Genomic DNA, 22,022 nt, shown 5'->3' on the forward strand with positions numbered 1-22,022 from the left:
AGATGGATTCCCGCTTGCGCGGGAATGACGTCGGGCAGGAACGGAATACGCGGGAACAGGAACCGCCGGGAGCGACCCGGCATCCGCAACAGCGTCACCGCCAACGCGACCGCGGCCGGCGGCCACGAAACGAAAGACGAGGGGGAGTCATGCAACGCACGCATCTGAGTCTGGCGATCGGCCTGGTGGTGGGCGCGCTGTGCGCCGCGCCCGCGCTGGCGCAGGACGCGCAGGACAGCGGGAGCGCCGGCAAGAGCGCGGCCAAACAGGCCGAGGCCAAGCAGCTGGAGGCGGTCACGGTCAGCGCGCGTCGCCGCGACGAGTCGATGGAGAAGGTGCCGGTGGCGGTCACCGCCTTCAGCGGCGAGGACATGCGCGACCTGCAGGCGATGAGCATCGACGGCCTGCAGGGCGCCGTGCCCAACCTCAACATCGTGCAGGGGCGTGGCTCCTCCTCCGCGGTCAACGTGTTCATCCGCGGCATCGGCCAGCCCGACGCGCTGCAGACCTTCGACCCCGGCGTGGGCATGTACGTGGACGACGTCTACTACTCGCGCATCCAGGGCGCGCTGATCGACCTGTTCGACGTGGAGCGGGTGGAGGTGCTGCGCGGCCCGCAGGGCACGCTGTACGGCAAGAACTCCACCGGCGGCGCGATCAAGGTGGTCACCCGCAATCCGGGCGACGCGCCGGAGGGCTCGGTGGAGGCCACCGTGGGCAACTACGGCCGGCGCGAGGGCAAGTTCTATTTCGGCGGCCCGCTGGGCGGCAACGGCTGGTCGGCCTCCATCGCCGGCTCCGACGCGCGCACCGACGGCTACGTCACCGACCCGTCCAACGGGCGCAGGTACAACGACGAGAACGGCAAGTCGGTGCGCGGCAAGCTGCGCTACCACCCGTCGGAGACCTTCGACGGCACGCTGACCCTGGACTACACCAGGCAGGACACCGGGCTCACCCTGGGCCAGCCGGTCTCGCCGCTGATCCAGACCGACCTGGTGCTCGGCCCGGTGGTGCTGTACCAGCCGGACCTCGACAGGAAGTACGACTTCCGCACGCGCACCTCCTTCGACCCCGGCCAGGGCCAGAAGCTGCGCCACGAGGGCGCGGCGCTGAACCTGAGCTGGAAGCTGGGCGAGCGCTGGACGCTCAAGAGCATCAGCGCGGTGCGCAAGCTCGACAGCGACTCCTACATCGACATCGATGCCTCGCAGTACCAGCTCGGCGACGTGCTGGTGGACTTCCACCAGAAGCAGACCAGCCAGGAGCTGCAGCTGCAGTACGACAACGGCAGCAACCTGCAGGCGGTGTACGGCCTGTACTACCTGCGCGAGACGGTGCCCTCGCACCAGGAGGCCTACGCCGACGACCTGTTCGCGCTGGCCGGCACGCCGATCACCTTCCTGCGCACCATCGACGACGACCTCACCACCACCAGCTACGCCGGCTTCGCCCACCTCAACTGGGAGTTCTCGCCGAGCTGGACGCTGGCCGCGGGCGTGCGCTACAGCAGCGACAAGAAGGACTACTACCGCACCACCAGCACCTTCTGGGGCGCGCCGTTCGCCTCGCTCGACCAGACCGTGGCCTTCGACAAGGGCAAGCGCTGGGACGCCTGGACGCCCACGGTCAGCCTGCAGAAGCAGCTCGACCCGCAGACCATGGTCTACGTCTCGGCCAGCCGCGGCTTCAAGTCCGGCGGCTTCAACGGCCGCGCCAACGACCCGAACGAGGCGAAGAACCCCGAGTTCGCGCCCGAGTACGTGTGGACCTACGAGCTGGGCCTGAAGTGGCGCTCGCAGGACAACCGCCTGCAGGCCAACCTGGCCGCCTTCCACAGCGACTACAAGGACTTCCAGGCGCGCGTCTCGGAGATCCAGAACCCCGGCTCGATCACCCCGACCTTCGCCTTCCCGGTGATCAACGCGGCCAAGCTGAAGATGGACGGCCTGGAGTTCGAGGGCGCGGCCGTGCTGGGCCAGGGCACGCGGCTGTCGGCGCAGGTGGGCTACCTCGACGCGCGCTACGACAAGTTCGACGACCACCGCCTCGACCCCAACGACCCGCAGTACAACCCGCACCTGCACGACCACGTGCCGTTCTCGCCGAAATGGACCGCGCGGCTGGCCGCCACGCAGACCTTCGCCCTGGGCGACGGCAGCGCGCTCACCTTCGGCGGCGACTGGTCCTACCGCACCGAGACCTGGCTCAGCGTGGACAACTACCCCGCGCTAAGCCAGAAGGCGTACAGCCTGGTCGGCCTGTTCGGCATCTACGACTCCGCCGACGGCCACTGGCAGCTGCGCGCGGGCGTGCGCAACCTCACCGACAAGGTGTACAAGACCGACGGCCAGGAGTTCTCCAGCGTGGGCAACATCCGCACGGCGTACTACGGCATGCCGCGCAACTGGTACGTCAGCGCGCGGTACAACTTCTGACCGGCAAGCGGGGCGTCGCGCGTCGCGGCGCCCCGACGGCTTCCACCACGGCGGCTTCGAACGGAGGACCCGCACATGCGCAGCATCCCTCTTCTCCGCGCGCTCGCCCTCGGCCTGGCCCTGTGCGCCGGCATGGCGGCGGCCGAGGACGCGCCGCCGCTGCCGAAGCTGCGCGTGGACCCGGCGCGGGTGGCGGTGGCCGGGCTGTCCTCCGGCGCGTACATGGCCACGCAGGCGCAGATCGCCTACCCGGACGTGTTCCACGGCGCGGCCATCGTCGCGGGCGGTCCGTATGGCTGCGCGGGCGGCAGCCTGCAGGCGGCGCTCGGCAGCTGCATGAAGGGCACGCCGGCGCCGGACGTCGACGCGCTGGTCGCCGCGGCGAGGCAGCGCGCGGCGGACGGGCGCAACGGCCCGCTGGCCGCGCTCGCCCGCGCGAAGGTCTACCTGCTGCACGGCAAGGACGACGCGCTGGTCGCGCCCGCGGTGGCGGAGGCCGGCGCGCGTTTCTACACGCAGTTGCGCGACACCGTGCCGGGGCTGACAGGACTGCAAGTGCACGACGATGGCGGCCGCGCCTTCGCGCACAACCTGCCGGTGGCGGGGCAGGGCGACGACTGCGACAAGTCGGTGTCGCCGTACCTCGGCCACTGCGGCTTCGACGCGGCCGGGGCGATCTTCGCCGAGCTGTACGGCCGGCCGCCGCACGCCGCCGGCGCCGCGCCGCGTGGCGAGCTGCGCAGGTTCGACCAGGACGCGCTGCGCCCGGACGGCAAGGATGCGTTCCTGGCGGCGGAAGGCTACGTCTACCTGCCGCCGGACTGCCTGGCCGGCAAGCGCTGCGGCGTGCTGGTGGCGCTGCACGGCTGCAAGCAGAACGCCGACGCGGTGGGCGAGGCGTTCGTGAAGGACGCCGGCTTCAACCGCTGGGCCGACGCCTACGGCGTGGCGGTAATCTACCCGCAGACGCGCGCCAGCCTGGCGCCCTTGAATCCGCAGGCATGCTGGGACTGGTGGGGCTATTCGGGAGCCGACTACGACACGCGCCAGGGCGTGCAGCTGCGCTGGCTGCTCGCGGCGCTGCACGCGCTCGGCCTGCCGGCGACCCGCTGAGCCCCCGCCCTTCTCCCTCTCCCCTGCGGGGAGAGGGCCGGGGTGAGGGGCCATGCTTGCGACACTCTCCCACTCCTGTCGCCCCGGCGCAGAGCCCGCCCCGGACTCGATCCGGGGCCGGGGCCCGGGGCGACGTGACTCGATTGTCGCCTTGCGCTCGGCGCATTCGCTTTTCCCGGCATTGCGATGGTCCAGCCCGCCTCCGGCGGGGTTCCGCCCTGCGGGCTGATCCGCCGCCCGCCCGCCGCGCCATAGGGGCCCCGAAGAGCGGCGCGCTTCCTGCGCGCACTTCTCACGCCCGCTGCGCGAGCGAAAAGCGGGAAGTGGAGCGTGGAGTTTCGGGAGTGCCGCGCCTTGCTCCCTCTCCCCTCCGGGGAGAGGGTCGGGGTGAGGGGCCGGGGCCCGCGAAAGCGTGGAAGGAGCTGCCGCTTCTCATGCGAAAGAATCCTTTCAGTCAGGGTGAACACCTCGATCGCGGCCGGAGGCCGCTCCCCCAGCCTCCTCCACACTTGCGTCCCCATCCCCGGCGCGAGGCAGCCCGATGCTGAGCACCGGCCTGATCGCCCTCGCCGCCGCCTGCTGGCTCGGCCTGCTGTTCGGCGTGGCGCTGTACGGCGAGCGCCGGCCGCACGTGCTGGAGCGGCGCTGGGCGATCGTCTACGCGCTTTCGCTGGCGATCCACTGCACCTCGTGGACCTTCTACGGCACGGTGACCCAGGCCAGCCGCTCGGGCTGGTGGCTGCCGCCCACCTTCGTCGGCGCGATCCTGATGTACCTGCTCGCGGTGGGCGTGCTGCGCCGGCTGGTGGAACTGGCGCGCGAGTACAACGCCGGTTCCCTGGCCGACCTGATCGCGGTACGGCTCGGCCGCCACGCGGGGCTCGCCGCGCTGGCCACCGCGGTGATGGTGATCGGCATGGTGCCGTACATCGCCCTGCAACTGAAGGCGGTGGCGATGAGCTACGCCATGCTGCGCCACGGCGAGCTGGCCGAGGCGGCGCCCTGGCAGGACAGCGCGCTCTACGTGGCGCTGCTGATGGCGCTGTTCGCGATGCTGTTCGGCACCCGCCGCGCCTCGGCGATGGCGCACAACCGCGGGCTGGTGCTGGCGATGGCGTTCGAGTCGCTGTTCAAGCTGGGCGCGATGCTGGCGCTGGGCACGCTGCCGTTCGCGCCGCCGCCGGCGGGCGCGGCGATCGGCGCGCCGCCGCCGCACGACGCCGGCGGCTTCCCCGCGCTGATCCTGCTCGGCGCGCTGGCGATGTTCGTGCTGCCGCACCAGTTCCACGCCGGCATGGTGGAGTGCCGCGACAGCAGGCACGTGCGCACCGCGCGCTGGCTGTTCCCGCTGTACATGCTGCTGATCTCGCTGCCGATCCTGCCGCTGGCGCGGCTGGGCGATGCCTGGCTGGCGCCGGTGGGCGTGCCCTCCGATCTCTACGTGCTGGCGCTGCCGCTGGCGCGCGAGCAGCACGGGCTGGCGCTGGTCGCCTTCCTCGGCGGCCTCAGCGCCGCCACCAGCATGGTGGTGGTGGCCACGCTGGCGCTCAGCCTGATGGTGGTCAACCACTTCATCTCGCCGCTGCGCGTGCGCGCCGGCTGGGGCCGCGGCGCGGAGGGCGACCTGCGCGGCGTGGTGCTCAACCAGCGCCGCGCGGCGATCCTCGCGGTGATCCTGCTGGCCTGGGCCTACAGCCGCGTGCTGGCGCGCAACGACGCGCTGGCCGACATCGGCGGCATCTCCTTCTCCGCGCTGGCCGGCCTGGCGCCCGCGCTGCTGGCGGCGGTGTACCGGCCGCAGCTGGGCCCGCGCGCGGTGGCCGCCGGCCTGGCGGCGGGCACGCTGGTGTGGCTGTACGTGCTGCTGCCCACGGTCTGGCCGCAGGCGCCGGCCTGGCTGCACGCCGGGCCGTGGGGCATCGGCTGGCTGGCGCCGGACGACCTGCTCGGCCTGGGCGACTGGAGCCAGCTCGGCCGCGCGGTGGCGCTGGGCCTGGCCGCCAACGTGGCGGCGATGCTGGCGGTGGCCGACTCGCGCTTCGGCCGCGGCGCGCGCGAGGCGGGCGTGGGCGACGTCGGCGTGGCCGAGCTGCGCGCGCTGGCCGCGCGCTTCCTGCCGCCCGAGCGGGTGGCGCACCTGTTCGCGGCCGCGCCGGCGCACGGCGTGGCCGCGCGCGAGCGCGTGGCCGAGGTGGAGCACGAGCTGGCCGCGGTGATCGGCGCCGCCTCCGCGCGGCTGCTGCTGGAGGTGGTGCAGCGGCAGGGCCGCGAGCAGCTCGACACGGTGGCGGCGATCGTCGGCGAGGCGGCGCAGGACCTGCGCTTCAACCAGCGCGTGCTGGAGGCGGCGCTGGAGAACATGAGCCAGGGCATCTGCGTGGTGGACGCCGAGCTGCGCCTGGTGGCGTGGAACCAGCGCTACGCCGACCTGTTCGCCTATCCGCCGCAACTGTTGCAGGTGGGCCGGCCGGTGGCCGATCTGACCCGCCACATCATCGCGCAGGGGCTGATCGGCCCGGGCGAGATCGAGCCGCGCGTGCAGCGCCGGCTGGCGCACATGCGCGCGGGCACGCGCCACCTGTCCGAGCGGCGCTTCCCCGACGGCACCATCGTGGAGATCCGCGGCAACCCGATGCCCGGCGGCGGCTTCGTCGCCACCTTCACCGACGTCACCGCGTTCCGCCAGGCCGAGCAGGCGCTCAAGGCGTCCAACGAGACGCTGGAGCAGCGCGTGGCCGAGCGCACCCGCGCGCTGGCCGAGGCTACCCTCGCGGCGCAGCGCGCCAACGAGGCCAAGAGCCGCTTCCTCGCCGCGGTCAGCCACGACCTGATGCAGCCGCTGCACGCGGCGCAGCTGTTCGCGCACACGCTGGCCGCGCACGGCGCCGACGCCGCCACCGCGCGCCACCTCAACGGCGCGCTGGCGGCCACCGAGGGTCTGCTCGCCGGCCTGCTCGACATGGCGCGGCTGGAAGGCGGCCGGCTGCACCCGCAGCCGCGCGACTTCCCGCTGGCCGAGGTGCTCGACCCGCTCGCCGCCGAGTTCCGCGCGCTGGCCGAGGACCGCGGCGTGCGCCTGCGCGTGGTCGGCAGCCGCGCGTGGGTGCGTTCCGATCCGCAGCTCTTGCGCCGCGTGCTGCAGAACTTCCTCTCCAACGCGCTGCGCTACGCCGAACGCGGCCGCGTGCTGCTCGGCGTGCGTCGCCGCGGCGGCGCGCTGCGCGTGGAGGTGTGGGACACCGGTCCCGGCATCGCGCCGGACGAGCAGCGGCTGGTGTTCGAGGAATTCCGCCGCGGCAGCGCGGCGGGCGGGCAGGGCCTGGGGCTGGGCCTGTCGATCGCGCAGCGCATGGCGCGCCTGCTCGGCCATCCGCTGGGGCTGCGTTCCTGGCCGGGGCGCGGCAGCGTGTTCCATCTCGACGTGCCGTCCGCGCGGCCGGCCGTGGCGCCCGCGCCGCCGGCGCACCCGGCGTCGCGGCTCCAGCCCCTGCCCGCGGGGCGCGCATTGGTGCTCGACAACGAGCCCGCCGCGCTCGCCGCGCTGGCCACGCTGCTGGCCGACTGGGGCTGGCAGGTACACGCGGCGCGCGACATGGCGCAGGCGCTGGCGGCGCCGTGGCGGCCGGACCTCAACATCCTCGACTACCACCTCGACGGCGGCCGCACCGGGCTGGACGCATGGGAGCAACTGCGCGCGCGCCATCCCGGCGTGCCCACGGTGGTGCTCACCGCCGACCGCGACGGCGAGCTGCGCCAGCGCCTGCTCGACGCCGGCGCGGTGGTGCTCTACAAGCCGCTCAAGCCGCTGGCGCTGCGGCAGGTGTTGCAGCGGGCGATGGCCGGCGCGGGCGAAACGCGGCCGGCCTGAAGCCGCGCCCGGCCCGGCGCGTTCAGGCCAGGTGCGCCGATGCGTCGAGGTCCAGCGACTTCAGCAGCACCCCCGCCTGGGTGCGGTTGCGCACGCCGAGCTTCTCGAAGATCACGGTGACGTGGGCCTTCACCGTGCGCTCCTGGATGCCCAGGCGGTCGGCGATCTGCTTGTTGAGCAGGCCCTCGCCGAGCAGGGCCAGCACGCGGTACTGCTGCTCGGTGAGGCGGGCCAGGCGCGCGGCGAGGTCGAGGTCGCCGGGATCGGCGGGCAAGGCCTCGACCTGCCGCGCCAGCGCGGGCGGCAGCCAGGTGCCGCAGTCCAGCACGGTACGGATCGCCGCGCCGATCTCGGCCGGGCTCGCGCTCTTGGGGATGAAGCCGGCGGCGCCGTGGTCGAGCACGCGGCGCACGGTGCGCGGCTCGTCGTGCGCGGACACCACCAGCACCGCCACCGCGGGGAACTGCCCGCGCAGCGCGGCCAGCCCGGACAGGCCATGGCTGCCGGGCATGCCGAGGTCGAGCAGGGCGAGGTCGGTGTCCGGCTCGGCCTGCAGCGCGGCCAGCGCCTCGGGCAGCGTGCCGGCCTCGGCGAGGCGGCTGCCCGGCACGGCCTCCGCCGCGGCCTGGCGCAGCGCGGCGCGGAACAGCGGGTGGTCGTCGGCGATCAGCAGCGAGGTCATCGAACGCACGTTAGCGTGGCCCCACGGGCGCGTCGAGACGGCCGACGGCATCCGTGCCTGGACTTTCGTACGATGGCGCGCGCGGGGCCGCCTGCTACGGTGGCGGGATGGGAGTCCCCGTCCATCGCATGATCCTGCCGGCCGCGGCGGCCCTGCTCGCCGCGTGCGCGGCGCAGCCGGCGGCCAGGGAGCGCAGCATGTCCACTCCGGAATTCATCCGCGGCGAGGTGAGGGTCACCGAGCATCGCCATGGCGACGACCTGCTCAGCGCCGGGCTCGGCCTGGCCGGGCTGGCGGGCCTGCCCGCGCCGTTCGCCGACCCGCTGCATCCCACCCCGGCGGAGCTGCGCCGCCGCGCGATCCAGGCCAGCTGGAAGGGCATCGCCGACCTGGGGCCGCTGGGCGGCTACGGCCGCGTCTACGGCGGCGCGCCCGACGTGCCGGGGCGCGAATACCAGGCCTTCGCCTGGATACCCGGCGCACACGCGCCGCACCGCGTGCTGCTGCAACTGCCCGACGGCTTCGACACCGCGAGGCGCTGCCTGGTGGTGGCCGCCTCGTCCGGTTCGCGCGGCATCTACGGTGCGATCGCGCTGGCCGGCGCCTGGGGCCTGCCGAAGGGCTGCGCGGTGGCCTACACCGACAAGGGCACCGGCGCGGGCTATTTCGACTATGCCGACGACAGCGGCGCGGCGCTGGACGGCGCGCGCGCGCGCCGCGGTGAGGCCGCGCTGGAATTCGAGCCGCCGCCCGCGTCGCGCGACGCCGGCATCGCGGTGAAGCACGCCCACTCGGGCGACAACCCGGAGGCCGACTGGGGCCGCCACGTGCTGCAGGCGGCGCGCTTCGGCCTGGCCATGCTCGATCGCGCCTACCCGCAGCTCGCGCCGTTCACGCCGCAGAACACGCGCATCCTCGCCACCGGCCTGTCCAACGGCGGCGGCGCGGTATTGCAGGCGGCCGGATGGGACGACGACAACCTGCTCGCCGGCGTGGTGGCGCTGGAGCCGAACGTGCGCGTGCCGGGGCAGGGCCGCGCGCTGTACGACTACGCCACCGAGGCCGCGCTGTTCCTGCCCTGCGCGCTGAGCGACGCGCGCTTCGACGCGACGCCGTTCGCGCGTGCGCCGGGCACGCAGTTCTGGCCGCTGCGCTGCGCCGGCCTGCACGCGCGCGGCCTGCTCGGCGGCGACACGCCGGCGCAGCAGGCCGCGCAGGCCTACGAGCGCCTGCGCGCCCACGGCTGGACCGACGCGGCGATGCAGGTGGCGGCCACTACCACCGCGTTCGACCTGTGGCGCGCGATCGCCGCCGGCTACGCCTCGGCCTACCTGCGCCGCGGCGCGGCGGACATGCCCTGCGGCTTCCGCTACGCGGCGATGGGGCCGGGCGGCGTGCCCGGCGTGGCCGATCCGCTGACGCGCGCGGCGTGGTGGGCGGACGGCTCGGGCATCCCGCCGGGCAACGGCATCGGCCTGTACGGCGGCACCGACCTCTCGCCCGATCCCACGCTGCCCGGCGCGCTGTGCCTGCGCGCGCTGTGGGAGGGCGATGGCGCCGAAGCGCGCGCGCTGCGCGCCGCGGTCGAGGCCACCGCGGCACGGCTGCCGCGCAAGGACCTGCCGCTGTGGGTGCTGCACGGCGCCGACGACGGCCTGCTGCCGACCGCGTTCACCTCCGAGCCCTACGTGGCCTGGCTGCGGCGGCAGGGGCGCGCGCCGCTGTACTGGAAGGTGCCGCACGCGCAGCACTTCGACGCCTTCCTGCCGCTGCCGGGCTTCGGCGAGCGGCACGTGCCGCTGCTGCCCTACGGTTACGCGGCGCTGGACCGGCTGTGGGCGCACCTGTACGAAGGCCGGCCCTGGCCGCGGGAGCTGCCGACGCCGGATGCGCGTCCGCGCGGGGCGGGGGCGCTGGAGCGGGCGGCGCTCGGTCTGCCCTGAGGGCGCGCGGGGTGGCTGCGGCTGGTGCGGGCATCGCGGCCGGGGGCCGCTCCCACAGGGGTTGCGGCAAGCCGTGCGGGAGCGGCCTCCGGCCGCGATGATCCTGCCCCAGGGGCCGGCAAAGGCCGCCTCCCCGCAGCCCATCGGCTATCCTTCCCGCTTTTCGTGCCACCGCACGCCCCACTGCGAGGAATCCCCATGGCCATCACCGCCACCATCACCACCAACCGCGGCCCGATCCGCCTGCGCCTGCACGACGACAAGACCCCGGTGACGGTGGCCAGCTTCGTCAACCTGGCGCGCCGCGGCTACTACGACGGCCTGTCGTTCCACCGCGTGATCGGCGACTTCATGATCCAGGGCGGCTGCCCGCTGGGCACCGGCACCGGCGGCCCGGGCTACAAGTTCGAGGACGAGTTCCATCCCTCGCTGCGCCACGACAAGCCGGGCGTGCTGTCGATGGCCAACGCCGGCCCGCGCACCAACGGCAGCCAGTTCTTCATCACCCACGGCGCCACGCCGTGGCTGGACGGCAAGCACAGCGTGTTCGGCGAGGTGGTGGGCGCGGAGGACCAGCAGGTGGTCGACGCGATCCGCCAGGGCGACACCATCGAGAAGGTCACCGTCGAGGGCGACGTCGACGCGCTGCTGGCCGCGCAGGGCGAGCGCGTGAAGGCGTGGAACGAGGCGCTGGACGCCCGCGGCTGAGCTTCGCGCCGCCGCGCGTGGCGGCGCGGCTTGGCTTGTAAGGCCCCGCCGCGGCCGGCATAGTCGGCCGGCAGCGGCGGAGGCGCCGGGAGAATCCATGCGGGTACGGCTCGAAGACGTGGCACGCGCGGCGGGCGTTTCGCCCAAGACCGCCTCGCGCGTGCTCAACGACGAGGCGAACGTCAGCGAGGCCACGCGCGAGCGCGTGCGCGCCGCGATGGAGGCGCTGGACTACCGGCCGCTGCCCTCGGCGCGCAGCCTGGCCGGCAGCCGCTCCTTCCTGGTGGCGATGCTGTACGACAACAACGAAAACCCGGCCTCCACCTACCTGGCCGAGATCCAGGACGGCGTGCTGGAGGCCTGCGACGCGCAGCGCTACAGCATGATGGTGCGCCCGCTGCGCGCGCGCGGCAGCGACTTCCTGCGCCGCGTCGACGCGCTGATCTCCGACCACCACCCCGACGGCGTGGTGCTGACCCCGCCGATCACCGACTACGCGCCGCTGCTCAAGCGCCTGCGCGAGCGCAAGGTGCCCTACGCCAGCGTCTCGCCGGTGCGGCAGGAAGGCGCCATCGGCGTGACGATGGACGAGCGCGCCGCCGCGCGCGCACTGGTGGAGCACCTGCTAGGGCTCGGTCACCGGCGCATCGCGCACGTGGTGGGCATCCCCGAGCACGGCGCCAGCCAGTGGCGCCTGGCCGGCTACCGCGACGCGCTGGCGGCGGCGGGCCTGCGCGAGGACCCGGCGCTGGTGGTGCAGGGCGCCTTCACCTTCGGCTCCGGCGTGGCCGCCGCGCGCCAGCTGCTGGCGCTGCCCGAGCGGCCCACCGCGGTGTTCGCCGCCAACGACGACATGGCCGCCGGGGTGATCTGGGTGGCCGGCGGCGAGTACGGACTGAAGGTGCCGGCCGAGCTGTCCGTGTGCGGCTTCGACGACATTCCGCTGGCCAGCCAGCTGTGGCCGGCGCTCACCACCGTGCGCCAGCCCAGCCGCGAGATGGGCAAGCTGGCGGCGGCGCAGCTGCTGGAGGTGCTGCGCGGGCGCGGCCCCGGCCGGCTGGTGCAGGTGCCGTTCGCCCTGCAGCTGCGCGACTCGACCGGGCCGGCGCCCTGACGCCAGCTTCGGCGGTGCCGGGCGCCTGTGTCCGCCGTGCGCAACGCGCGAGCGGGCGGCGGCGGGGTTGGCGATACGCATTGGCGGACCGGGCTGTCCAAGGCGGCCGTGGCGGTTCTGCTTCCCGATGAGGATGGCCTGGGGTTGCGGAAGCGCCGCGACGGGCCTGGATAGCGGACTTCTTGGTCCTGCGCGTGGCGTCGCCATCGGCCATTGACGTCGACGGGCAGATCAATAAGTGGCCAGTCATTGGCCTGGAACGACGGCACGCAGGCAGGCCGTTGCCCGTGTGAGCGAATCCCTCTCCCGCCGGGAGAGGGTGCCGGCAGGCGGGTGAGGGTTCGGGCGGAGCGCAACGTCACGCCCTGGCCGTGCCGGCACCGGATTCCGGCCTGCGCCGGAATGACGGATGAGGGGCGCGCGGTGGGGAGGAAAAGGCCCATCGGCCGGCCATGCTGCTCAGCAAATTGACAGCGCTGTCATTCCTGTCACTATGCGGCTTGCCGCGTGCCGAGCGCACATCCGACCGGAGCCACCCGTGCCGCTGTCCACCCGTCCATCCTCCCGCCGCCCCGTTCCGGCACTGCTTTCCGTCCTCGCGCTGTCGCTCGTCGCCGCCGTCGCGCCCGCCGCCGATCCGCCGGCGTCGGTGCACCCGTCGCTGTGGCCGCGGGCGCACTGGCCGTTCCCGCCCGATCCCGCGCTGGAGGCGCGCGTGCAGGCGCTGCTGAAGCGGATGACGGTGGAGGAGAAGGTCGGCCAGGTGATCCAGGCCGACATCGGCAGCGTCACCCCGGAGGACGTGCGCAAGTACCGCCTCGGCGCGGTGCTCGCCGGCGGCAACTCCAAGCCCGGCGGCGCGCGCACCGCCACCGCGGCGCAGTGGCAGGCGCTGGCCGATGCGTTCTACCACGCCTCGATGGATGCCTCCGGCGGGCACGTCGCCATCCCGGTGCTGTTCGGCATCGACGCGGTGCACGGCAACAACGGCACGGTCGGCGCCACGCTGTTCCCGCAGAACTCCGCGCTGGGCAACGCGCGCGACCCGGAGCTGCTGCGCGAGATCGGCGCCGCCACCGCGGCGGAGGTGCGCGCCAGCGGCCTCAACTGGACCTTCGCGCCCACGCTGGCGGTGCCGCAGGACGACCGCTGGGGCCGCAGCTACGAGGGCTATTCGGAAGACCCGAAGGTCGTGGCCTCCTATGCCGCGGCCATGGTGGAGGGTTTGCAGGGGCGCGCGGGCACGCCGCAGTTCCTCGACGGGTCGCACGCGATCGCCTCGGCCAAGCACTACCTCGGCGACGGCGGCACCCGCGACGGCGTGGACCAGGGCGACAACCCGGACGACGAGGCCACGCTGGCGCGCATCCACGCGGCCGGCTATCCGCCGGCGGTCGACGCCGGCGTGCAGACGGTGATGGCCAGCTTCTCCAGCTGGCGGGGCGCGAAGATGAGCGGCAACAAGGGGCTGCTCACCGACGTGCTGAAGCGGCGCATGGACTTCGGCGGCTTCGTGGTCGGCGACTGGAACTCGCACGGCCAGGTGGCCGGCTGCCGCAACGAGGACTGCCCGCAGGCGATCAACGCGGGCCTGGACATGTTCATGGCGCCGGACAGCTGGAAGGGGCTGTACGAGCACACCCTGGCCGAGGTGAAGGCCGGCGCGATCCCGATGGCGCGGCTGGACGACGCGGTGGGCCGCATCCTGCGCGTGAAGCTGCGCCTGCACCTGTTCGAGCAGGGCGCGCCCTCGTCGCTGCCGCTGGCGCGGCGGGCGGCGCAGGTGCTGGGCAGCCCCGCGCACCGGGAGCTGGCGCGCCGCGCGGTGCGCGAGTCGCTGGTGCTCCTGAAGAACAACGGCGGCGTGCTGCCGCTGGACCCGCGCAAGCGCATCCTGGTGGCGGGCGAGGGCGCCGACAGCATCTCGATGCAGAGCGGCGGCTGGACGCTGAACTGGCAGGGCACCGGCTTCACCAACGCCGACTTTCCCGGCGCGCGCTCGATCTGGGATGGCATCCGCGCGCAGGTGCAGGCGGCCGGCGGCACGGCCGAGCTGTCCGTCGACGGCCGCTACGCGCGCAAGCCGGACGCGGCGGTGGTGGTGTTCGGCGAGGACCCCTATGCGGAGTTCCAGGGCGACATCCCCAACGTCGGCTACCGGCCCGGCGACACGCGCGACCTCGACCTGCTCAGGCGCCTGCGCGCGCAGGGCATCCCGGTGGTGGCGGTGTTCCTGTCCGGGCGGCCGCTGTGGGTGAACCCGGAGATCAACGCGGCCGACGCCTTCGTGGCGGCCTGGCTGCCGGGCAGCGAGGGCGAGGGCGTGGCCGACGTGCTGCTGCGCACGCGCGAGGGCCGCGTCGCGCACGACTTCCGCGGCCGGCTCGCCTGGTCGTGGCCGAAGAGCGCGGTGCAGACCCCGCTCGATCCCGGCCAGCCCGGCTACGACCCGCAGTTTCCCTTCGGCTACGGCCTCACCTACGCCGACCGCCACGAGCTGCCGCCGTTGCCCGAGGTTTCCGGGCTGAGCGGCGCGCAGGTGCCCGCCGGGGTCTATTTCGAGCGCGGCAGGGCGGTGCGCGGCTACGCGCTCGGCCTGTACGGCGCCGACGGCGCCAGGGCCGGCGGCGACGTGTCGCCCGCCGCGACGGCCGACGGCGCGCTGCGCGAGAGCGCGCTGGACTACCGCGCGCAGGAGGATGCCCGCCGCTTCGCCTGGAGCAAGGACCGCGCGCGCCTGGCGCTGGCCGCGCGCAGGCCGCTGGACCTGGACCGCGAGACCAACGGCGACGTGCTGCTGGTGAGCACGCTGCGCGTCGATGCGGTGTCGCCGCAGGGCGCGTGGCTGGGGATGGGCTGCGGCGCCGGCTGCGGCGGGCGGGTGGCGCTGGGCGGCCAGCTGGCCGCGCTGCCGAAGGGGCAGTGGCTGCGCGTGGGCGTGCCGCTCAAGTGCTTCCGCGCGGCCGGCGTCGACATGCGCCGCGTCGACGTGCCGTTCGAGTGGGTGGCCGGGCCGGGAACCGCGATCGCGCTGTCGCGCGTGGCGCTGGGCACCAACGTGGACCGCACGCTGGACTGCGCGGCGCCGTGACCGCGGCGCGGCCCCGCGCGCGGATGCGCCGCCGCCGCCGCATCGGCCTATGATGGCCCGGTTCGACGCATCCATCACGGCAAGGAGGGTACGGGCATGTCACTACTGGACGGTTTGCTTGGCGGACAGGGATCGCAGGGTGGCTCGCTGATCGCGGTCGCGGGACAGTTGATCGAGCGCGCCGGCGGCCTGCAGGGGCTGCTCGGCATGCTGCAGCAGCACGGGCTGGGCGACGCGGTGCAGAGCTGGGTCGGCACCGGCGCCAACCAGCAGGTATCGGCCGGCCAGCTCGGCCAGGCGCTGCAGAACGGCGGCCTGGGCTCGGTGCTGGAGGAGATGGCCGGCAAGCTGGGCGTCGACCAGGGCCAGCTGCTCGGCCAGCTCTCGCAGGTGCTGCCGCACGCGGTGGACCACCTGACGCCCGACGGCCAGGTGCCGGCGCAGGCGCCGGCCGGCGGCTTCGACCTGAGCATGCTGGAAGGCCTGGCCGGCAAGCTGTTCGCCTGACGGCGCGCCGGCCCGCGCGCGATCCGGCGGAGCCTTGCGGCTCCGCCGGCGGGATGGGTGCGCTCAGGACGCCTTGTTCTTGAACACCCAGTGGTAGATCAGCAGCAGCACCACCGCGCCCACCACCGAGGCGATGAAGCCGGCCGACTCGCCGGGCGCGTACATGTGGAACACGTTCTGCCCCGCCCAGGTGGCCAGCAGCGAGCCGGCGATGCCGATCAGGCCGGTGATGATGAAGCCGCCCGGATCCCTGCCCGGGGTGAGGAACTTGGCGACGATGCCCACGATCAGGCCGACGATGAATACCCAGAGCCAATGCATGTCAGTGTGTCCTTCTGCGGAGTGGAAGACGATCCCCCTGAAGCATTGCCTGCGGCCGCGTTCCATGCGGGCCGCCGCCGTCGGCCGGCGGTGTTCCGGGCGGGCCGGCGAGCGGTCCCTATCATGCAATGGGGCGGGCGCCGCGGGCAGTCCCCGGCGCGCCGGCGGCGGATGGCGCACCGCCGCATGCTAAAATCGTCCGGTTAGCTGCCTTCTCCCCACCCCCGAGGAAGCCATGCCCCAGCTCGCCCAGCGTGTCGGCCGCGCCAAGCCCAGCGCGATCATGGTGATCGCCGAGAAGGCGAGGCAGCTCAAGGCCGCCGGCCGCGACATCATCAGCTTCTCCATCGGCGTGCCCAACTTCCTGCCCGGCGAGCACGTGTACGCCGCGGCGCGCGAGGCGCTCTCGCACGACTCCGGCCAGTACGGCAGCAATCGCGGCGCCGAGCCGCTGCTGGACGCCTTCCTCAAGCACATCGAGGCGCTGGGCTTCAGAGGCTACGGCCGCATGAACCTGTCCATCGGCATCGGCGCCAAGCAGGTGCTGTACAACCTGGCCGAGGCGCTGCTGGACGAGGGCGACGAGATCGCCTTCGCCGCGCCGTTCTGGACCACCTACCGCGACATCGCGGACATCGTCGGGGCGAAGGCCAACATCCTGCACTGCGGCCCCGAGCGGAACTACAAGCTGGTGCCCGCGCAGCTCGACGCCGCGCTGGCGCGCAGGCCCAAGGTGTTCCTGTTCAACAACCCGTCCAACCCCACCGGCATGGTCTACACGCGCGAGGAGATCGCCGCGCTGGCCGACGTGCTGGCGGACCACCCGGACACCTGGATCGTCACCGACGACATCTACAACTCGATGGTGTTCGACGGCATCGGCTACCACAACTTCGTGTTCGCGCGGCCGGAGCTGAAGGACCGGCTGGTGTTCGTCGACTCGCTGTCCAAGACCTACGGCATGCCGGGCTGGCGCGTGGGCCTGATGGCGGGCCCGGAGGCGGTGGCCAGGGCGGTCACCACGCTCAACTCCAACCACATCACCAGCCTGCCGGAGGTGATCACCGCCGCCGCGGTGGCCGCCCTCGCCGGGCCGCAGGACGTGCCGCAGGCCAAGTGCGCCGAGTTCGCCGCCAAGCGCGATACCGTGGTGGCCGCGCTGGCCGCGATCCCCGGCGTGGTGTGCCCGCGGCCGCAGGGCGCGTTCTACGCCTTCCCGGACATCTCGGCCGCCTTCGGCAGGCGCCACGGCGACACGCCCATCGACAGCGACGTGGCGTTCTGCGCCGCGCTGCTGGAGGCCAAGGGCGTGGCCTGCGTGCCCGGTTCGGCCTTCGGCGAGCCGCGCGCCATGCGCATCTCCTACACCTGCCCGGCGGCGCAGCTGCAGCCGGGGCTGGAGCGCATCCAGGCGTTCTTCGCCGAACTGACCTGATCCATCCGCTGGGTGGGCCGCGTGTCCACCGGTTCCATCTCGACGGGCCGAGCCCGTCCAGTCATTCGTAAGGAGTGGAAGTGATGAAAGCCCCCGTTCGAGTCGCAGTCACCGGCGCCGCCGGCCAGATCGGCTACGCCCTGCTGTTCCGCATCGCCGCCGGCGACATGCTCGGTCCCGACCAGCCGGTGATCCTGCACCTGCTGGAGATCACCCCGGCGCTGCCCGCGCTCAACGGCGTGGTGATGGAGCTCAACGACTGCGCGTTCCCGACCCTGGCCGGCGTGGTCGCCACCGACGACGTCAACGTGGCCTTCAGGGACGTGGACTACGCGCTGCTGGTCGGCGCGCGCCCGCGCGGCCCCGGCATGGAACGCAAGGACCTGCTGGAGGCCAACGGCGCCATCTTCGCCCCGCAGGGCAAGGCGCTGAACGACCACGCCAAGCGCGACGTGAAGGTGCTGGTGGTGGGCAACCCGGCCAACACCAACGCGCTGATCGCCCAGCAGAACGCGCCGGACCTCGACCCGCGCCAGTTCACCGCGATGGTGCGGCTGGACCACAACCGCGCGCTCTCCCAGCTCGCCGAGAAGACCGGCAAGCACACCACCGACATCAGGAAGGTCACCATCTGGGGCAACCACAGCTCCACCCAGTACCCGGACCTGCACCACGCCACCGTGGACGGCAAGCCGGCGCTGAGCCTGGTCGACCAGGCCTGGTACGAGAACGACTTCATCCCCACCGTGCAGCAGCGCGGCGCGGCGATCATCAAGGCGCGCGGCGCCTCGTCGGCCGCCTCGGCGGCCTCGGCCGCGATCGACCACATGCGCACCTGGGCGCAGGGCACCGCCGAGGGCGACTGGGTGTCGATGGGCATCCCGTCGGACGGTTCCTACGGCATCGCCCCGGGCGTGATCTACGGCTACCCGGTGACGGTGAAGAACGGCAAGTACGAGATCGTGCAGGGCCTGGAGATCAATGCCTTCTCCCGCGCCCGCATGGACGCCACCGACAAGGAGCTGCGCGAGGAGCGCGCGGGCGTGGAGCACCTGTTCGCCAAGAAGTAGCCGGATCGTTTCCGGCAAGCCCGAGGGCGGCCGAGGCCGCCCTCGGGTGGTGCGCCCCGGTAGGGCAGCATCGGCTGGGCCGTCTTCCGCGGCGCCCGGTTCCGTGCATCGGTCGTCGGATGCCGGTCGGATGTGCTGCCTGGGCAGGGCAGGCGGGTGGCCGCTTTTCGCTTCCCGTTCCGAGGCCGGGTGCCTGTCGATGGAAACCCCGCCGCGGGCGGGCGCTCCGGCCCTGGGTCAGGCCTGGGGCGGCGGCGACGGTTGTTCCGGGGCGAGCAGCCGCCGCAAGGCGCCCTGGACGATCTGCGAAAATTTTGCCGGCTCGCCATAGGCGCGCGCCGTAAGCATCGCGCCGTACACGGTCGACATGAACGACTCGGCTTCCGCGCTGGCAGCGCCCTTCAAGCGGAAGACGCCCAGCTGGGCGCCGCGCGTAAGCACTGTCTCGAGCCATCGGGACAGGTCGCGGAAGTGCGCCCGGACACCCTCGGCCAGGTCCTCGGGCAGCGAAGGCAGCTCGCTCGCCAGCATGCCGGCGACGCAGAAGGGCGCCGAGGCGTCGGCGATGCACCTTTCCCAGTAGCCCGTATAGAACAGCAGCTGCCGCAGAGGGTCGAACTCGCTTCCCTCGATCAGCCGCGTCTGTTCCGTGATGGCGGCCCGCGATTGCTCGACGACCGCCCGCGCGAGGTCCGCCTTGGTCGGGAAGTGGTGGTGGATGCTCGCCTTGCGCACCTCGACCTGTTCCGCCACGTCCGCATAGCTGAAGCCGTTGTAGCCGCGGGTCTGGATCAGGTAGCGCGCCGAGTCGAGCAGCTTCTCGCGGGTGTTCATGCCGAGAGGCTACCATCAAGTCGGCAGGTAATCAAAGTAAATGTCAAGAAATATTGGAACATTTGACCCATTAATCTACCAACTAGTAGGATGAAATTTCCTTTCCCCAAGAGCAATCCGCCATGAGCTTCCTGCAACGTTTCTATTTCCTGCGCGCCGGCGTGGCCTTCGTCTGGGTCGCGCTGGTGGTGCTTCTCTCCCGGCTGCAAGTGCCTGCGCTGGTGACGGATGCGCTGCTGGTGCTCTATCCGGCGTGGGACGCCGGGGCGAACATCCTCGACGCGCGGCGCAGCGGCGGCCTGCGCGCCAACCCCGGGCAGAGGCTGAACGCGCTGATCAGCCTGGCGACCGCCGTCGTCCTGGCGATCGCCCTTGCGGTGCGCGGGAATGCGGGCGGCGTGCTGGTCTTCGGCCTGTGGGCCCTGCTGTCGGGGCTGCTCCAGCTGCTGGTGGGCGTTCGGCGCCGGCAGCTGGGCGGCCAGGTCTTCATGATGATCAGCGGCGGCCAGTCGGCGCTGGCGGGCGTGTTCATGGCCATGCAGGCGTTCGGCAAGGTTCCGACGATCGCCCAGCTGGCACCCTACGCCGCATTCGGCGGACTCTACTTCTTGCTGGCGGCGTTGCGGCTCACCTTCAAGCGGTCGCGGCCCTTGCAGCCAAGTTCCAACTGAAACGTCCGGGGTTCCGTCGAGCATGCCGGTCTTTCCCTTCCACGGCTGCCGTCGCGTCGCTGGCGTGCCCGGTCCCTGCGGCGCCGGGCGCATCCGCCGCGTCACCTTCTCCAGCGGTGAAGGCGACGCCCGACGTCGCCCTGGCGGCGACGCATGCGCCAGACGGCGCACCGATGGATTGGCGGCGAAGTGTTCCCTTACTCCCGCGTCGGTTTCCGGTGCACGGTTCGGCGCGAAATCCCGTCGTGTCGCATGATCGCGGCTCAGTGCGACGAAACATACGCCGACGGTGTCGGCGCCTCCGGCATGGCGAAGCTGCGTTTCATCCGTTCCACCTCTGCCACCGGCGGTCTCCCGAAGAGCCGCTTGAATTCGCGGCTGAACTGCGACGCGCTTGCGTAGCCCACGGCGGCGGCCGCCGCTGCCGCCGTGGCGTGCTGGCGAAGCATGAGCAGGCGCGCCTGGTGCAGGCGCGTCGACTGTACGTAGCGCATCGGCGAGGTGCCCGTCATCGCGCGGAAGTGCGCGTGGAAGGTGGGCGTGCTCATCGCCGCCTCGCCGGCCAGCTCGTCCACGCTGAGCGCCTCGGCGTAGCGGCTGTGGATGACGCGGATCGCGCGCGCCACCATGGCGAACCTGCCCCGCTGCGCGAGCGCCGCGCGCGAGGAGCCGCCCTGGGCGCCCGACAGGACCCGGTAGTAGATCTCGCGCACGAGCGCGGGACCGAGCACCTCGCCGTCCGGGGGACTCGCCAGCGCCTCGAGCAGGCGCAGGACCGACGCCGCGAGCGCGTCCTCCAGGGGCGAGGCATACAGCCCGCGCGGCGGCGCCGACGATGCCCCGCGCCGCTCGTCGATCCGGATGCACACCTCCGCGGCCACCGCGTGATCGAGGCGGAAGTAGATCGCCAGCAACGGCTCGTCCGCCGAGGCGTCCGTCTCCATCGTGAAAGGCACGGGCACGGACACGACGAGGTAGTGCTGGTCGTCGTAGACGAAGACCTCGTCGCCCAGGAAGCCGCGCTTGCGCCCCTGCGCCACGACGACGATGCCGGGCTCGTAGAGCACGGGCGCGCGGCTCAGCGGCCGGTCGGAGCGCAGAAGGCGCACGTCCGGCAGCGGCGTCAGCGTGTACCCCTCGATCGGCGCGAGCTCCCGGAGCAGGGCAATCATGCGGCGGCGGGAAGGCGCATCCATGCGGCCACTCTCCGGCTTCCCCGTCCCTGCCGCAAGCACCCTTCATAGGATCAGGCAATGACGCCACACGGGGGGCCATGGGCTGCATGGCGCCGGGTATCTACGATCGCTTCCATGCCTGGCCAGGAGTCCATGCCATGACCCGCAAGACCTTTTTCATCACCGGCGTCAGCAGCGGCTTCGGCCGCGCGCTCGCCCGCGAAGCCCTGGCCGCCGGCCACAAGGTGATCGGCACCGTCCGCACCGACGCGGCGCGCCGCGCCTTCGAGGGCCTGAACGATGGCCATGCCTACGCCGCCATGCTGGACGTCACCGACATCGACGCGATTCCGGGCGTCGTTGCCGACGCGGAATCGCGCTTCGGTTCCGTCGACGTCCTCGTGAACAACGCGGGATACGGCCACGAGGGCATCTTCGAGGAATCCCCGCTCGACGACATGCGCCGCCAGTTCGAAGTGAACGTGTTCGGCGCCGTGGCGGTCACCCATGCATTCGTGCCGCGCTTCCGCGAGCGTCGCAACGGGCACATCATCAACATCACCTCGATGGGCGGCTTCATCACGATGCCGGGCATCGCGTACTACTGCGGAAGCAAGTTCGCGCTCGAGGGCATCAGCGAGGTGCTCGGCAAGGAACTGCGGCCGTTCGGGGTGCACGTGACCGCCGTCGCCCCGGGCAGCTTCAGGACGGACTGGGCGGGCCGGTCGATGCAGCGCTCGCCGAGACGCATTGCCGACTATGACGGGATGTTCGACCCCATCCGCCAGGCCCGGCTCGAAAAGAACGGCAAGCAGCTCGGGGATCCCGTGAAGGCGGCCAGGGCCATCCTGACCCTGGTCGGCCTGTCGGACCCGCCCGCGCATCTCCTGCTTGGCAGCGATGCGCTTTCCCTCGTGCGCGAAAAGCTCGCGGCCATGGCCGCGGATATCGATGCCTGGGAGAGCTTGACGCGATCGACCGATGGTTGATGCCGGAGTCCTGCTCCGCGGGAAGTATCGTGTCGGCGGGCGCTGAGCCCCGCTCCCCACGGG

Annotated in this window: 15 protein-coding genes and 1 pseudogene; 12 read left to right on the plus strand and 4 right to left on the minus strand. The window is 72.7% G+C overall.

The genetic code is table 11. The features are described from left to right. The first annotated feature begins 149 nt into the window (after positions 1 to 149). From C7456_RS00200 to C7456_RS00210, 3 genes are all read left to right on the plus strand, one after another. Positions 150 to 2,438, plus strand: coding sequence for a TonB-dependent receptor (locus C7456_RS00200; protein WP_109721768.1), 2,289 nt, complete (start codon positions 150 to 152; stop codon positions 2,436 to 2,438). Positions 2,439 to 2,513: 75 nt separating this feature from the next. Then, a complete protein-coding gene (locus C7456_RS00205; protein WP_109721769.1) occupies positions 2,514 to 3,551 on the plus strand; it encodes an extracellular catalytic domain type 2 short-chain-length polyhydroxyalkanoate depolymerase in 1,038 nt (345 codons plus the stop codon). A 541-nt stretch (positions 3,552 to 4,092) separates the two neighbouring features. Further along, positions 4,093 to 7,419: a hybrid sensor histidine kinase/response regulator gene (locus tag C7456_RS00210; RefSeq protein WP_109721770.1), complete on the plus strand. Its 3,327-nt coding sequence runs from the start codon at positions 4,093 to 4,095 to the stop codon at positions 7,417 to 7,419. A 22-nt stretch (positions 7,420 to 7,441) separates the two neighbouring features. On the opposite strand, the gene C7456_RS00215 is transcribed toward C7456_RS00210, so the two are convergent. Beyond that, the gene (locus tag C7456_RS00215; RefSeq protein WP_109721771.1) at positions 7,442 to 8,101 is read right to left on the minus strand and encodes a response regulator transcription factor; all 660 of its coding nucleotides are present in this window, start codon (positions 8,099 to 8,101) and stop codon (positions 7,442 to 7,444) included. 128 nt (positions 8,102 to 8,229) lie between these two features. Here C7456_RS00215 and C7456_RS00220 point away from each other — a divergent pair, with 128 nt between their 5' ends. The 5 genes and pseudogenes from C7456_RS00220 to C7456_RS00240 form a co-directional block, all read left to right on the plus strand. After that, on the plus strand, positions 8,230 to 10,044 hold the full coding sequence (locus tag C7456_RS00220) for a 3-hydroxybutyrate oligomer hydrolase family protein (protein WP_109721772.1): 1,815 nt from the start codon (positions 8,230 to 8,232) through the stop codon (positions 10,042 to 10,044). A gap of 198 nt (positions 10,045 to 10,242) precedes the next feature. Then, complete coding sequence (locus C7456_RS00225; RefSeq protein ID WP_109721773.1) at positions 10,243 to 10,752, plus strand: peptidylprolyl isomerase; 510 nt, start codon at positions 10,243 to 10,245, stop codon at positions 10,750 to 10,752. Between the two features lie 97 nt (positions 10,753 to 10,849). Then, positions 10,850 to 11,866, plus strand: a complete 1,017-nt coding sequence (locus C7456_RS00230) for a LacI family DNA-binding transcriptional regulator (RefSeq protein WP_109721774.1) — start codon at positions 10,850 to 10,852, stop codon at positions 11,864 to 11,866. A gap of 493 nt (positions 11,867 to 12,359) precedes the next feature. Further along, the gene (locus C7456_RS00235; RefSeq protein ID WP_109721775.1) at positions 12,360 to 14,957 is read left to right on the plus strand and encodes a glycoside hydrolase family 3 protein; all 2,598 of its coding nucleotides are present in this window, start codon (positions 12,360 to 12,362) and stop codon (positions 14,955 to 14,957) included. Between the two features lie 63 nt (positions 14,958 to 15,020). Then, positions 15,021 to 15,464, plus strand: a pseudogene (locus tag C7456_RS00240) (YidB family protein); the annotation flags it as partial. 63 nt (positions 15,465 to 15,527) lie between these two features. Here C7456_RS00240 and C7456_RS00245 read toward each other — a convergent pair. After that, the gene (locus C7456_RS00245; RefSeq protein ID WP_109721777.1) at positions 15,528 to 15,785 is read right to left on the minus strand and encodes a GlsB/YeaQ/YmgE family stress response membrane protein; all 258 of its coding nucleotides are present in this window, start codon (positions 15,783 to 15,785) and stop codon (positions 15,528 to 15,530) included. Positions 15,786 to 16,020: 235 nt separating this feature from the next. Between C7456_RS00245 and C7456_RS00250 the strand changes: the two genes are divergently transcribed. Both C7456_RS00250 and C7456_RS00255 read left to right on the plus strand, forming a co-directional pair. Continuing rightward, positions 16,021 to 17,220, plus strand: coding sequence for an aminotransferase class I/II-fold pyridoxal phosphate-dependent enzyme (locus C7456_RS00250; RefSeq protein ID WP_109721778.1), 1,200 nt, complete (start codon positions 16,021 to 16,023; stop codon positions 17,218 to 17,220). 83 nt (positions 17,221 to 17,303) lie between these two features. Next, positions 17,304 to 18,290, plus strand: a complete 987-nt coding sequence (locus C7456_RS00255) for a malate dehydrogenase (RefSeq protein WP_109721779.1) — start codon at positions 17,304 to 17,306, stop codon at positions 18,288 to 18,290. 237 nt (positions 18,291 to 18,527) lie between these two features. On the opposite strand, the gene C7456_RS00260 is transcribed toward C7456_RS00255, so the two are convergent. Next, the gene (locus C7456_RS00260; RefSeq protein ID WP_109721780.1) at positions 18,528 to 19,124 is read right to left on the minus strand and encodes a TetR/AcrR family transcriptional regulator; all 597 of its coding nucleotides are present in this window, start codon (positions 19,122 to 19,124) and stop codon (positions 18,528 to 18,530) included. 122 nt (positions 19,125 to 19,246) lie between these two features. Here C7456_RS00260 and C7456_RS00265 point away from each other — a divergent pair, with 122 nt between their 5' ends. After that, the gene (locus C7456_RS00265; protein WP_109721781.1) at positions 19,247 to 19,795 is read left to right on the plus strand and encodes a hypothetical protein; all 549 of its coding nucleotides are present in this window, start codon (positions 19,247 to 19,249) and stop codon (positions 19,793 to 19,795) included. A gap of 263 nt (positions 19,796 to 20,058) precedes the next feature. On the opposite strand, the gene C7456_RS00270 is transcribed toward C7456_RS00265, so the two are convergent. Further along, entirely contained in the window at positions 20,059 to 20,967 is a 909-nt protein-coding gene (locus C7456_RS00270) for an AraC family transcriptional regulator (protein ID WP_109721782.1), read from the minus strand. A gap of 161 nt (positions 20,968 to 21,128) precedes the next feature. On the opposite strand from C7456_RS00270, the gene C7456_RS00275 reads away from it, so the two are divergent. Beyond that, on the plus strand, positions 21,129 to 21,959 hold the full coding sequence (locus tag C7456_RS00275) for an oxidoreductase (RefSeq protein ID WP_109721783.1): 831 nt from the start codon (positions 21,129 to 21,131) through the stop codon (positions 21,957 to 21,959). Positions 21,960 to 22,022: the final 63 nt, after the last annotated feature.

The organism is Fulvimonas soli (assembly GCF_003148905.1).
GTDB lineage: Bacteria > Pseudomonadota > Gammaproteobacteria > Xanthomonadales > Rhodanobacteraceae > Fulvimonas > Fulvimonas soli.